Source organism: Actinoallomurus sp. NPDC050550 (assembly GCF_040655075.1).
Classification (GTDB): Bacteria; Actinomycetota; Actinomycetes; order Streptosporangiales; family Streptosporangiaceae; genus Actinoallomurus.
Window position 1 is genome coordinate 1 of the sequence record NZ_JBFAJC010000088.1, and the last position, 12,938, is coordinate 12,938.

The 12,938-nt window shown below is 70.6% G+C and carries 10 protein-coding genes, 1 pseudogene and 1 riboswitch; of the genes and pseudogenes, 6 read left to right on the top strand and 5 right to left on the bottom strand.

Annotation, left to right across the window (positions count from 1 at the left end):
• The 4 genes and pseudogenes from AB0I04_RS52135 to gcvT form a co-directional block, all read right to left on the bottom strand.
• Positions 1-105: pseudogene (locus tag AB0I04_RS52135) on the bottom strand (lipoyl synthase); the annotation flags it as partial.
• A gap of 13 nt (positions 106-118) precedes the next feature.
• Entirely contained in the window at positions 119-1,375 is a 1,257-nt protein-coding gene (glyA, locus tag AB0I04_RS52140; RefSeq protein WP_360903434.1) for a serine hydroxymethyltransferase, read from the bottom strand.
• Positions 1,372-1,758, bottom strand: a complete 387-nt coding sequence (gcvH, locus tag AB0I04_RS52145; RefSeq protein ID WP_360903437.1) for a glycine cleavage system protein GcvH — start codon at positions 1,756-1,758, stop codon at positions 1,372-1,374. Before gcvH ends, glyA begins: the two co-directional genes overlap by 4 nt.
• A complete protein-coding gene (gene gcvT, locus AB0I04_RS52150) occupies positions 1,755-2,861 on the bottom strand; it encodes a glycine cleavage system aminomethyltransferase GcvT (RefSeq protein WP_360903440.1) in 1,107 nt (368 codons plus the stop codon). Before gcvT ends, gcvH begins: the two co-directional genes overlap by 4 nt.
• Positions 2,862-3,026: 165 nt before the next feature.
• Positions 3,027-3,124, bottom strand: a riboswitch (glycine riboswitch).
• A 308-nt stretch (positions 3,125-3,432) separates the two neighbouring features.
• On the opposite strand from gcvT, the gene AB0I04_RS52155 reads away from it, so the two are divergent.
• From AB0I04_RS52155 to AB0I04_RS52170, 4 genes are all read left to right on the top strand, one after another.
• The gene (locus AB0I04_RS52155; RefSeq protein ID WP_360903443.1) at positions 3,433-4,449 is read left to right on the top strand and encodes a glycoside hydrolase family 6 protein; all 1,017 of its coding nucleotides are present in this window, start codon (positions 3,433-3,435) and stop codon (positions 4,447-4,449) included.
• Positions 4,450-4,764: 315 nt separating this feature from the next.
• A complete protein-coding gene (locus AB0I04_RS52160; protein ID WP_360903446.1) occupies positions 4,765-5,985 on the top strand; it encodes an alginate lyase family protein in 1,221 nt (406 codons plus the stop codon).
• A gap of 331 nt (positions 5,986-6,316) precedes the next feature.
• Positions 6,317-7,615, top strand: coding sequence for a site-2 protease family protein (locus tag AB0I04_RS52165; protein ID WP_360903449.1), 1,299 nt, complete (start codon positions 6,317-6,319; stop codon positions 7,613-7,615).
• An 83-nt stretch (positions 7,616-7,698) separates the two neighbouring features.
• Positions 7,699-8,562, top strand: coding sequence for a hypothetical protein (locus AB0I04_RS52170; protein WP_360903452.1), 864 nt, complete (start codon positions 7,699-7,701; stop codon positions 8,560-8,562).
• Positions 8,563-8,676: 114 nt separating this feature from the next.
• Here the strand turns inward: AB0I04_RS52170 and AB0I04_RS52175 are convergent, their stop codons facing one another.
• Positions 8,677-10,206 carry an ATP-dependent DNA ligase gene (locus tag AB0I04_RS52175; protein WP_360903455.1) on the bottom strand — a complete coding sequence of 510 codons (1,530 nt, stop codon included), beginning with the start codon at positions 10,204-10,206 and terminating at the stop codon, positions 8,677-8,679.
• 395 nt (positions 10,207-10,601) lie between these two features.
• On the opposite strand from AB0I04_RS52175, the gene AB0I04_RS52180 reads away from it, so the two are divergent.
• Both AB0I04_RS52180 and AB0I04_RS52185 read left to right on the top strand, forming a co-directional pair.
• Complete coding sequence (locus AB0I04_RS52180) at positions 10,602-11,267, top strand: hypothetical protein (RefSeq protein ID WP_360903458.1); 666 nt, start codon at positions 10,602-10,604, stop codon at positions 11,265-11,267.
• Between the two features lie 248 nt (positions 11,268-11,515).
• Entirely contained in the window at positions 11,516-12,733 is a 1,218-nt protein-coding gene (locus AB0I04_RS52185) for an aromatic acid exporter family protein (RefSeq protein WP_360903461.1), read from the top strand.
• Positions 12,734-12,938: the final 205 nt, after the last annotated feature.

A 12,938-nucleotide genomic window follows, 5' to 3' on the forward strand; every position in this document is an offset into this window, starting at 1 on the left:
CATTGACAGCCGGGTCTTGATCCAGGGTGGTTTGCGTTCGATCGGTGTCGTGGCGTTGCGGGCCTCGACACGCAGCAACTTCCGGCCCTCAGGAGCGATGGTCATCGTGGCTCTTCCATTACAGGCTTGGGTAGAGCGGGTGCTTGTCGGCCAGCGCGCTGACCCGCGCGGACAGCGCCGCCGAGTCGTACGACGGCTGCAGCGCCAGCGCGATGATGTCGGCGACCTCGGCGAAGTCGTCCGCCTGGAACCCACGCGTGGCGAGCGCCGGCGTGCCGATCCGCAGGCCCGACGTCACCATCGGCGGCCGTGGGTCGTTCGGCACGGCGTTGCGGTTGACCGTGATGCCGATGTCGTGCAGGCGGTCCTCGGCGTCCCGGCCGGTGATCTCGGAGTCGACCAGGTCGACCAGGACGAGGTGCACGTCCGTGCCGCCGGTCAGCACCTTGACGCCGGCCTTGGCGGCGTCCTCGCGGAGCAGCCGATCGGCGAGGATCCTGGCGCCGTCGATCGTCCGGGCCTGCCGCTCGGCGAACTCCTCGGACGCGGCGATTTTCAGGGCGACGGCCTTGGCGGCGATGACGTGCTCGAGCGGGCCGCCCTGCGTGCCGGGGAACACCGCCGAGTTGATCTTCTTGGCGTACTCCTCGCGGCAGAGGATGAGGCCGCCGCGCGGACCGCAGAGCGTCTTGTGCGTCGTCGTGGTCACGACGTCGGCGTACGGCACCGGAGACGGGTGCAGCCCCGCCGCGACCAGGCCCGCGAAGTGGGCCATGTCGACCATGAGCAGCGCCCCGGACTCGTCGGCGACCCGCCGGAACGCGGCGAAGTCGAGCTGCCTCGGGTAGGCGGACCAGCCGGCGACGATCAACTTCGGCCGGTGCTCGTGGGCCAGCCGGGCGACCTCGTCCATGTCAACGAGGCCGTCGGGACCCACGTGGTACGCCGCGACGTTGAACATCTTGCCGGAGTAGTTGATCCGCATGCCGTGGGTCAGGTGCCCGCCGTGCGCGAGATCCAGGCCGAGGATCGTGTCACCCGGCTCCAGCAGCGCGAAGTAGACCGCGATGTTGGCCTGCGCGCCCGAGTGCGGCTGCACGTTGGCGTGCTCCGCGCCGAACAGCTCCTTGGCCCGGTCGATCGCCAGCTGCTCGGTGACGTCGACGTACTCGCATCCGCCGTAGTAACGCCGGCCGGGGTACCCCTCCGCGTACTTGTTGGTCATCACCGAGCCCTGCGCCTCGAGGACGCCGATCGGCGCGAAGTTCTCCGAGGCGATCATCTCCAGGGTGGACTGCTGGCGGTGCAGCTCCTCCGCGATCGCGGACGCGACCTCCGGGTCGAGCTCGGACAGGGGCAGGTTGGCAAGGCTCATGACGCCTCCTCGATGAGCTTCGCGTAGGCCTGCGCGTCGAGCAGGTCACCCGAGTCGTCACTGGTGCGCACCCGGAACAGCCATCCCTCGCCGTAAGGGTCAGAATTGATCACGGCCGGGTCCTCCTCCAGGGCGGCGTTGACGGCAACGACCTCGCCGGTGACGGGCGCATAGATGTCACTCACCGACTTGGTCGACTCGGCCTCGCCGCACGGCTCTCCGGCCTCGACGGACGCGCCCTCCTGCGGCAGCGACACGTAGACGATGTCACCGAGCGCGTCGGCGGCGTACGCCGTGATGCCGACGGTCACCACACCCTCGGCCGGCTCGGTGATCCACTCGTGCTCCTGGGTGTAGGAAAGCGTCTCGGGAACAGTGCTCACGAAGTCCTCCTGTAGAACGGCAGCGCTACCTTGTCGACCGGCTCGTGTTTACCGCGGATGTCCACGGCGAGGTCGGTGTCCTCGGCATGGCCCGCGTCGATGTAGGCCATGGCGATGGGTTTGCCCAGCGTCGGGGACGGCGCACCACTGGTCACCACACCACAGGGCGTGCCGTCCGGCGTCACGATGTCGTACCCGTGGCGCGGCACCCGGCGCCCCCGCGCGACGAGCCCCACGAGGGTGCGCGCGGGCGGGGTGTCGGCGCGCGCGGCCAGTGCGGCACGCCCGACGAAGTCCCCGTGCTTGTCCAGCTTGACGGTACGGCCGAGGCCGGCGTCGTACGGCGTGGTCTCGGCGGTCAGCTCGTTGCCGTACAGCGGCATGCCCGCCTCCAGCCGCAGGGTGTCGCGCGCGGACAGCCCGGCGGGCCGCAGGTCCTCGCCGCCGGCCTCCGTGACGGCGCGCCAGACGGCCACGGCGTCACCGGCCGAGACGAACAGTTCGAAGCCGTCCTCGCCGGTGTACCCCGTGCGGGCGATCAGCGCGTCGATCCCGGCGACCTTCCCCGGCAGGATCGCGTAGTACTTCAGGTCGGCGAGCGCGGCGTCCGTGAGCTTCTCCAGGATGGCCTGGGCCTTCGGGCCCTGCACGGCGATGAGCGCGTACGCGTCGGAGCGGTCGTCGACGGTGGCCTTCTCGAAGCCGCTCGCCCGCTCGGTGAGCTCGGCGCGGACGGTCGCGGCGTTGGCGGCGTTCGCGACCACCATGAAGGTCTCCGGGGCGAGCCGGTAGACGATCAGATCGTCGAGGACGCCCCCGGCCGGGTCGACGATCATCGTGTAGCGCGCCCGGCCGACGGCGAGCACGGACAGGTGCCCGATCAGCGCGTGGTCGAGGGCCGCCCCGGCCTGCGGGCCGGTGACGAAGATCTCTCCCATGTGGGACAGGTCGAACAGCCCGGCGCTGGTGCGGACGGCCTGATGTTCGGCGGTCTCGCTCCCGTAGCGCAGCGGCATGAGGTAGCCGGCGAACTCGGTGATCATGGCACCGAGCTCGGCATGAACCTCGTGCAACGGTGTTCTCTTGGCGTCCGGCGTGGACATCGGGGCAGGCTCCTATCACGCGGGCGGCCGGGATCCCATCCTCCCATTGGCGCGCGAAATGCGGTCGCGGTGCCCTCCCCCTCTGTCATCGGTGCCTGAGAGCTTCACCCCCGGTCGGGGGCTTGCACCTTCGGCGGGAGCGTCGCTCCGCTTTCCAGAGGTCGCCTGGTCCGCACGGTTCCTGTGGCCTGAGAGGTTCCGGGGAGGAGTTGCTCCTTCGGCGTACCCCGCTGGCGGCGAGGTCGCTCTCCCGTGCGGGATCAACGGCATGGCCAGGCTAGCAGTGCAGGAGCGTCCGGGAAACGGGGCCGCCGCAGGTCGCGTACCGGGAGCCCGCAGGGCGGCGGACCGGGTACGTCGGCCGGACCGACGTCGCGCGACGGACCGGGCATGTCCGCCGGACCGGAACGCGGGGCGACGAGCGGCGGACCGGGACTTCCGGATCAATTCCCTTGGAAGCTCCGGCAGGCGCCGAAGATCGCGAATTATGTTGATCATCTAGCGGCCGCCGGGGGAGGGCGCGACGGCGGGGGCAACGCCTTTCACCATCGCATCGAGCGTGAGGAGCTCCATGGCCCACTCAAGGACATCTCGGCGGATCACCGGCTTGGCCGCGCTCGGCGCCGCGGCCGTCATCGGCCTGAACGGAGCCTGCTCGCCTGGTCAGGCGGCGGGCACCGTCGCGGCCCGCGCCGCGGCGCCCGCCGCCGCGGCCGGCAGCCCGATCGACATGACCAGCGGCTTCTACGTCGACCCGGACTCCAACCCCGCCAAGTGGGTACGGGACAACCCCGGCGACGCGCGCGCCGCCCAGATCAAGTCGGCGATCGCCGACAAGCCGACGGCGGGCTGGTTCGGCGACTGGAGCGGCGACATCGGGACGGCGGTCTCGAACTACGTCGGCGCCGCCGACGCCGCCGACAAGCTGCCCGTCCTGGTCGCGTACAACATCCCTGGCCGGGACTGCTCGGGCGAGTCCAAGGGCGGTTCGGACAAGGACAAGTACGAGGCGTGGATCTCCGCGTTCGCCGGCGCCATCGGAACACGGCCCGCCGTCGTGGTCATCGAGCCGGACGCCCTCGCCCAGCTCGACTGCCTGCCGACCGACTCGGAGCGGCAGTTCCGCCTGAACCTGCTGGAGTTCGCCACCGAGCAGTTCAAGGCCAAGGCGCCGAACACCTGGGCGTACCTCGACGCCGGCAACGCCAAGTGGATCGCCGCGGACACCATGGCCCAGCGGCTGGAGTCCGCCGGCGTGCACAACGTCCGGGGCTTCGCCGTCAACGTCTCGAACTACTACACCACCGACGAGTCGGAGTCCTACGGCACGGCGGTGAACGCCTCGCTGTCGAGCAAGGTGCCGTTCATCGTCGACACCAGCCGTAACGGCAACGGATCGAAGAACGGGGAGTGGTGCAACCCGGCCGGCCGCAAGCTCGGCGGCACGCCCCAGGTCGGCGGCGGCGCGGAGATGCTGCTGTGGGTGAAGGTCCCCGGCGACTCCGACGGATCCTGCGGAGTCGGCGAGGGCATCCCGGCCGGCCAGTTCAGCCCCGACCTCGCCATGCACCTGATCAACGGGTCCTGACGGCCGGATTCCCGGCGGATCGGCGGAGCGGAGTGCTCCGCCGATCCGCCGAGCCGTCTCAGACGCGGGGTGGGCTCAGACCGCGGCGGGCGGCACGCGGGGGCGACGGCGGCGAGCGCAGCCGGGCGAGGACCGCGCGGCTGCCTTGGCCGGTCGCCGCGGGAAGCGCCGTACGGCTCGGAAACGTGTGATCACCAACGGTATTGATAGGGAGGTTTATTAACCTTTTTTCCGCGATCCGATTGACCGTGGCTCACCACACCGGTTGCATGGCCCGCGCCCCAAGATCCTTAAGTACCCCCCGAGAGGAATCTCATGGCGCGCACGCGCACCCGGGCCTGGCTCCTGACCGGCGTGGCGATCACGCTGGCGGTCGCGGCCCTCACCGTGCTGACCTCCCGCGGCACACCGTCGGCACGGGCCGGCGCCGTACCGGCCGCGAACACGCAGGCCGCCTTCCAGCATCCGGGCGTCCTGGTCGGACGCTCCCAGCTCGACTTCGCCCGGGCGAAGGTCAAGGCCGGCGCCCAGCCGTGGACGAAGGCGTACGACACGATGCGCGCGAGCGCGTACGGGTCGCTGTCCCGGACGCCGAAGCCGCGCGCCAACGTCGAGTGCGGCTCGGGGTCCAACCCGAACCACGGTTGCTCGGACGAACGCGAGGACGCCCTCGCCGCCTACACCGACGCCCTGATCTGGTACATCTCCCGCGACGACCGGTACGCCAAGAAGGCGATCCAGATCATGGACGCCTGGTCGGCCGTCATCAAGGAGCACACGAACCACAACGCCCCGCTGCAGACCGGCTGGTCCGGCGCGTCCTTCGCGCGCGCCGGCGAGCTGATCAAGCACACCTACACGGGTACGTGGGCGCAGGAGAAGCGCTTCGCGACGATGCTGCGCACCGTCTACCTGCCCACCGTGATCAACGGCAAGCCGAACGGCACCAACGGCAACTGGGAACTGATCATGACGGACGCCGCGATCGGGATCGCGGTGTTCCTCGACGACCACACGTCGTTCGACAAGGCCGTCGCCCTGTGGCGGAAGCGTCTGCCCGCGTACTTCTACCTCAAGTCCGACGGCGCCCTGCCGAAGCCGCCGCCGGGCGGCCAGATCAACACCAAGGCCGAGATCATCAAGTACTGGCAGGGACAGACCACGTTCGTCGACGGACTGGCCCAGGAGACCTGCCGCGACTTCGGCCACACCGGCTGGGCCATCGACGCGGCGCTGCACGTCGCCGAGACCGCCCGGCTGCAGGGCGTGGACCTGTACGGCGAGGGCCGCGCACGGCTGACGAAGGCGCTGGAGTTCCACGCCACGTACGAACTGGGCGCCAAGGCGCCGTCGTGGCTCTGCAAGGGCACCGTGAAGCGCGGGCTCGGGCCGGTCCTCGAGGTCGGCTACAACGAGTACCACGGCCGCCTGAAGGTCTCCCTGCCCCAGACGGCGAAGCTGGTCGCCAAGGACCGGCCCGCCGGCGCGAGCTACTTCCTCGCCTGGGAGACGCTCACCCACGCCGGAGCCCCCTGACCAGCCCGTACTGAAGCCGGGCCGAGCCACCCGGCTCGGCCCGGAACGTCCGGGCACGCTCCGGCGTCGCCTGCGGCGTTCCGCCCGCCGGGCGGGCGGCGTGGCCGCCGAGGAATGACAGCCGGCCGCCGGGGTTAGGATCGCCGCGCCGTGCGGAGACGGCCCGCCGGAGCGCTCGCGGCCATGGAGCGCTGGTTTTCGGCATACGCTTGACCAGTCGAGATCTCGGAGGCCTACCGGTGAGCGTGCGCGGCACGGTGAGCGGAGCGGCCAGGCCGCACGGCGTCCGGCGGACGCGGGCGGTACGACGGGTGAGGAGCGTGTGCGGGCAATGAGCGTGCTTTTCGTGGTGGGCATCGTCGTCTTCTTCCTCGGGCTGCTCGCCTCGATCGCCCTGCACGAGCTGGGCCACATGTCCTTCGCGAAGCTGTTCGGCGTCCGGGTCCCGCAGTTCATGGTCGGCTTCGGGCCCACTCTGTGGTCCCGGCGCAAGGGCGAGACCGAGTACGGCGTCAAGTGGATCCCGCTGGGCGGATACATCCGCATGATCGGGATGCTGCCGCCGCGGAAGGGCGACGAGCCGGGCACGGTCCGCCAGTCGTCCACCGGGCCGTTCCAGGGGCTCATCGAGTCGGCGCGCGGCGCCGCCCTGGAAGAGGTCGGGCCGGGCGACGAGGACCGCGTCTTCTACCGCAAGAAGTGGTGGCAGAAGGTCATCATCATGTTCGCCGGCCCGTTCATGAACCTGCTGCTGGCGTTCGTGTTCATCAGCATCGTCGTCATGGGGATCGGCGTTTCGACGCTGCAGCCGGTGATCGCGTCGGTGTCGAAGTGCACGATCCCAGCCGCGCAGGCGGGCCGCGACTGCCGGGCCGGCGACCCGGTGACCCCAGCCGTCCGGGCGGGGCTGCAGGCCGGCGACCGGATCGTCTCGTACGAAGGCCGCAAGATCCACTCGTACCAGCAGCTGCAGGGCCTGATCCGGGCGTCCGGCGGGCATACGGTGCCGGTCGTGGTCAAGCGGGGCGGCCAGGACGTCTCGCTGAGCGTTCCCGTCACCACCAACCAGATGGAGTCGCTGACCGACCCGGGCAAGACCGAGACCGTCGGGTTCCTCGGGATCAGCCCGACGAGCGCCCGCGAACGCCAGGGCCCGGGCGTGGTCGTCAGCACGATGACCGACCTGACGAAGCGCACCGTCGGCTCCCTGATCAACATGCCGAAGAAGATGGTCGGCGTCTGGAACGCCGCCTTCAGCGACAAGAAGCGCGACCCGAACGGCCCCATCGGCGTCGTCGGGGCCAGCCGGATCGGCGGGGAGATCGCCGCGTCGAAGGAGCCGGGGCTGGACAAGCTCGCGTTCTTCCTCATGATGCTCGGCACGGTCAACTTCGCGGTGGGCATGTTCAACCTGGTGCCGCTGCTGCCGCTGGACGGCGGGCACATCGCGGGCGCCCTGTGGGAGGCGCTGAAGAAGGGCATCGCCCGGATCACCCGCCGGCCGGACCCCGGCCACGTCGACGTCGCCAAGGCCCTCCCGCTGACGTACGCCATGGCCGTGGTGATCATCACGATGGGCGCCCTGCTGATCTACGCAGATCTCGTGAATCCGGTACGCCTCAACGGCTGACGCCGCCTGTAACCCCCCGATCCGGGCGGTACCCCCCGACGTCAAGCGTTATGGCCGACCGGAATGGGTCATGATGGGGACGTATGACGTCGGGGGCCACCGTGGAGGGATTCTTCAACGAGCGCATCGTCCAGACCGGGCGGCTGCCACTGTTCTGCTTCTTCGTGGCGTTCATCGTCACGTTCGTCGTCGTGCGCATCAACGTTCGCCTGATCCGCGCCAAGGTGCGCTGGTGGTTCAAGAACGTCGAGGTCGGTGACCTGCACATCCACCACGTGGTGTTCGGCGTCGTGCTGATGCTGATCGGCGGCGTCGCCGCGCTGTCCATCCCCGACACCTACACGACGTGGTACGCCGGCGCGGCCTCGTTGTTCGGGGTGGGAGCCGCGCTGGTCCTCGACGAGTTCGCGCTGATCCTGCACCTGCGCGACGTCTACTGGATGGAGGAGGGGCGCGCCTCCGTCGACGCGGTGTGCATCGCGATCGCGGTGACGGGTCTGATCCTGGTCGGGGTACGCCCGATCGGCCTCAGCGACGTCCGGGACCTGCGGCCGGACGCGACCGTCTCCGTCGGCGTCTTCCTCGTCGTCCTCGCCAACATCCTGGCCAACCTGGGGCTGGCCATCGTCACCCTGTTCAAGGGCAAGATCTGGACGGGGCTGCTCGGCCTGTTCGTGCCGGTGGTCCTCATCTTCAGTGCTCTTCGGCTGGCCCGTCCGGGCTCGCCCTGGGCCCGGTGGAGGTACGAGCCGGGCACGCGGAAGTTCCGGCGGGCGCTCCGCCGTGAGCAGCGCATCCGCCGCCCGATGATCCGCGCCAAGATCTGGGTGCAGGAGTTCATCGCCGGCCGCCACGATCTGATCTCCCATGAGCGGTCCGTGGGTTCGCGCCGCCGCCTGGACCGCGGCGGCACGCCCAAGGGCGTGTCTGACAAATCCCGTTCGTAGCGAGCGTCGTCCGGGCGCCGCGCAGCCGGACAGCGGATTCGTCAGACACGCCCTGGGATTCGGCGGACACTCCTGGCGGCCTTCCGATCGCTCACGAGGGGGTGGGAGCGCCGGTCAGGAGGGGAAGCCGGCGATGGTGCGCACGCTGTCGACCGTGTCGGCCTCGGCGGCGGACTTGTCCGGCCGGTGGCGGAGCACCCGGGCGAACCGCAGCGCCATCCCGCCGGGATACCGCGGGCTGCGCTGCACGCCGTCGAAGGCGATCTCGACGACGAGCTCTGGCCGTACGTGGACGGTGAACTCGTCGCGGTGCGACTCCAGTGCGAGCAGGCGCTCGGTCTGCCAGGCGAGCATCTCGTCGGTCAGGCCCTTGAAGGTCTTACCCAGCATCACGAACCCACCGGTCCCGGGGTCGCGGGCGCCGAGGTGCAGGTTGGACAGCTTCCCGCGGCGGCGGCCATGACCCCATTCGACGGCCAGGACGACCAGGTCCAGCGTGTGGCGGGGCTTCACCTTGATCCACCCGGCGCCACGACGGCCTGCGGTGTAGGGGGTGTCGAGCGACTTGACCAGCACGCCTTCGTGGCCGTGGGCCAGAGCGTCACGGAAGAACGCGCCGGCCTCGTCGACGGACGCCGTGACGATCCGCGGCATGCGCAGCGGCTCGGGGACGACCCGGGAGAGAGCCTCGTCGCGCTTCTCGCCCGGCAGGTCGATCAGGTCCTCGCCGTCGAGGTGGAGCACGTCGAACAGGAACACCGACAGTGGCACGGCCTGCTCAGAGCCCGGCCGTACGCCGTGGCTGGCGACGCGGGCAGAAGTGACCTGGAACGGGTGGGGACGGCCGTCGTCGCGCAGCGCGATCAGCTCACCGTCGAAGACGGCCGTCCGTACGGGCAGCGCGCCGAGGGCGGTGACGGTCTCGGGCAGCCGGGTGGTGATGTCGTCCAGGGTGCGGGTGAACAGGCGGACCTCGCCCTCGGACACGTGAGCCTGGACCCGGATGCCGTCGAGCTTCCACTCGACGGCCGCGGGACTGACCTTCTCCAGCGCCGCCTCGATGGACGGCGCGCTGGCGGCGAGCATCGGCTTGACCGGCCGCCCGACCTCCAGCCCGAACGCCCGGAGCCCGGCCCTGCCCTCGGACAGGGCGGCCGCGGCGACCGCGCCGAGTGAGCCGCGGAACATCACGGCCCGGCGCACCTCGGCGGCCGGCACGTCGGCGGCGGCGGCGATCGCGTCGGCCATCACACCGTCGAGAGCGCCCTGCCGAAGCTCGCCGGACAGCAGGCGGAGGAGGAAACTCTGCTCGGAGGCCGTCGCGCGGGAGAACAATTCACCCACCAGGTGTCGCCGGGTGGTGACGGAACCCTTACCCGAGACGGCGCCGATCGTGGTGAACGCGGCATCGACCTCGGCGACGGTCAGGGCCGCCTCCGCCGCCGCGGGCGGCCGGTCGCGAAGGGCCGCCCAGCCCACGCCGATCTGGCGTTGTGGCAGCTCACCGGAGAGGTAGGCCACCGCGATCGCGGTCTCGACCGGGTCGGCGTCACGCAGGCAGGCGGCGAGCAGCTCGATCTTCGCCCGTCGCCCGGAGGTCGCGGCCACGGCCCGTGAGGTCTCGGTGATCTCGCTCAACAGCACATTCCATTCTGACTCCTGCGACCGACAATCGGGTGAGCCCGTCCTGGAGGCACCGGCGGCCGGGTTCCGGCAGCCGGTGGAGACGGGGTACCGGCGGCCGGCGTCGGTGGCCGGTCAGGTACCGGTTTCCGGTGTCGGTGGCCGGTGGATGCGGAGGTACCGGTTTCCGGCGTCGGCGACCGGAGGAGGCGAGGAGCGCGACGATGACATATGACTCTGGCTTCGGGAGGGAATCGCCGGTTACGGTCGCATCGAGCCGACATCCCGGGCCGTCCGGGGAACAGGAGCGGGAGGAAGGGTTGGGACTGCCGCGGCTACCGGAGCCGTTCCACAGGGTGTACTCACCCCCGGAGGCGCCGAGGGCCCAGAGTCGTCGTCCGCGTGCGGCCGGTCTCGTGGTCGCCGCGTTCGTCGCGCTGGCGGTGGGCCTGACGGCCGCCGGCGTCTTCGTGTTCGGCCGCTGGGGAGGCCGGCCGGAGGCGTCGCCGTCACGGTCGCGTCCGGCCACGACCGGGTCCCGGGCGGCCGACACGCCGCGCAGGGCGGCGCAGCCGCCGGTGTTCGCGACTCTGCCGTCGGCGTGCGCGATCCTGCCCGCCGACACCGTACGGCGGCTGGTCCCGACGGCCACGCCGAAGATCGACAGGATGGGCGCCGAGACGGCCGGAGTCTGCAAGTACTCCTTCGCGGAAGGACGCACCTTCCGCGCCGTACAGGTCGACGCGCGGGCCTTCCTGCCCAAGTACATGCACGATCAGGCCACCGGCATGACGACCTGGTCGTTCGAGGCGCAGTGGAAGCAGGCGGAGAAGGACCTGACCGCCGACACGAGTTCGCTGCGCCGGATCGGCGGCCTCGGCGACGCGGCGTTCGAGCGATACTGGATCGACCGGGACGTCCGGATCGCGGTCGGAGAGGCGACCGTGCGATACCGCAACGTCGTCCTGCGAGTGCAGTACACCGAGGAGCAACCGGCGGACAAGGACCGGCCCGCGAGCGAGCAGCGCTGCCTGACCAACGCGATCGCCGCCGCCCGCGCGGGGCTCACGTCTCTTCGCTGACTTCTCGCTTCGGTAGATCAGACGGTTCTCTTCGGTAAATCCGGCGACCCTCTGGAATATCCGTACGGCCGCACGCGATGAAACCCTACGTGCCCGACATCCCCGGGCAGGTGCGGCCCGTTCCCTGCGGGCGCGCCCGGCGGCTCCGGTATCCCCGGGTCGCCTCTCGGCCGGTACCCCTGGTGACCTTCGACGGTCCGCTGCCCCGGTCTGTCCCCCTGTCTTCGACCCCCCTTCCTGATTCCCTCATGAGCATCGCCACTGTCGTTCCCGCACGCGTCGTCCAACCCTTCAACCTCGTCCGCCGCCAGACACAGCCGCAGACGGCGCTGGTCGCCCGGCTCACGGCGACGGCCGTCGCCGCGTACCTCGTCGCCTGCGTGCTCCCCATGACGAGCGCCCGGCCGACCCTGGCCCCGCTGACGGCTCTCCTCGTCCTGCAGGTCACGCTGTACCGGACGGTGCGCATGGCCGTCCAGCGCATCGGCAGCGTCGTCGGCGGCGTACTGATCGCCGTCCTGCTCGCCAAGGTCGTCGGCTTCACCTGGTGGAGCCTCGGCCTGGCCATCGCGGCGGCGCTCATGCTCGGATTCGCGCTGCGCCTCGGCGACCAGGTGCTGGAGGTCGCGATCAGCGCGATGCTGATCCTCTCCCTGCCCAGCAACTTCAACGCCGCCGACCGGGTGGTCGAGACCCTGATCGGGGCGGGCACCGGGCTGATCGCCGGCTTCATCCTGTCTCCGCTGCGCGTCCAGCCCGCGGAGGAGGCGGTTCAGGACCTGAGCCGCCGGATGGCCGAACTGCTCGATCGGATGGCGGTGGGACTGCGCGGCGAGCCGTCCCGCGACCAGGCGTGCGACTGGCTCCGGCGGTCCCGCGAACTCGGCCGGGAGATCGGCCGGGTGCGCCGGGCCCTGGAGGACGCCGAGGACAGCATCAAGCTCAACCCCCGCGCGGTCGGTCTCGTCCACGCCGGCGTCGTACTGAGCACCGGCCTGGAGTCGCTGGAGCACTTCCAGGTCTACCTGCGAGGACTCGCCCGCGCCATCGTGGACGGGATGCGGGCGGGTGACCCGGTGTACGGGCGGCACGGCCACGAGGCGGTCGCCGCCGTCCTGGACGACCTCGCGGACGCGATCCGGGCCTACGGTCACATGGTCCGCAGTGAGGTGGCCGGCGATCCGGACTACGCGGAGAAGGAGCTCACGAGGGCGCTGGCGGCGGCCGGCCGGGATCGGGACGACGTCGCGGGGATCCTCCAGAACCTTCCCGTCGACGACGCGGTCGAGTGGGCACTCCGCGGTGCCCTGCTCGTCCACCTGGACCAGCTCATCAACCAGCTCCGCGTCGAGCACCGGACCCGGCAGCGCGAGCGCTGGCCGCGTCGGCGCCCGTCGCGCAGGCGCCGGCCCGCGGACCGGCGGCCCGGCGATCGGCAGGCCGGGGAGCGGTGTCTTTCGGCGTGAGTGAACGCAGGGGCGGCCACCAATCGGCGCGGTATATTCGCCCGAAGGGTAATCCAGTGCGATTTGCCGCCTTGTGGATGATTCGCCGCCTGTCTTGATCGTCGGGTCGGTTGCTTGATTTCGGTGCTGTCTCCCCGTCGGGCCTATATGTCGGCTGTCTGGTGCGACTTGTGATCGGGTATGAAAAGCGACGGATGCGTTGCAA

Excerpts from the sequence above, each read along its gene's own strand:
- AB0I04_RS52155 (WP_360903443.1), top strand. The coding sequence starts at position 3,433 with ATGGCCCACTCAAGGACATCTCGGCGGATCACCGGCTTGGCCGCGCTC.
- gcvT (WP_360903440.1), bottom strand. The coding sequence starts at position 2,861 with ATGTCCACGCCGGACGCCAAGAGAACACCGTTGCACGAGGTTCATGCC.
- glyA (WP_360903434.1), bottom strand. The coding sequence starts at position 1,375 with ATGAGCCTTGCCAACCTGCCCCTGTCCGAGCTCGACCCGGAGGTCGCG.
- AB0I04_RS52160 (WP_360903446.1), top strand. The coding sequence starts at position 4,765 with ATGGCGCGCACGCGCACCCGGGCCTGGCTCCTGACCGGCGTGGCGATC.
- AB0I04_RS52185 (WP_360903461.1), top strand. The coding sequence starts at position 11,516 with ATGAGCATCGCCACTGTCGTTCCCGCACGCGTCGTCCAACCCTTCAAC.
- AB0I04_RS52165 (WP_360903449.1), top strand. The coding sequence starts at position 6,317 with ATGAGCGTGCTTTTCGTGGTGGGCATCGTCGTCTTCTTCCTCGGGCTG.
- AB0I04_RS52170 (WP_360903452.1), top strand. The coding sequence starts at position 7,699 with ATGACGTCGGGGGCCACCGTGGAGGGATTCTTCAACGAGCGCATCGTC.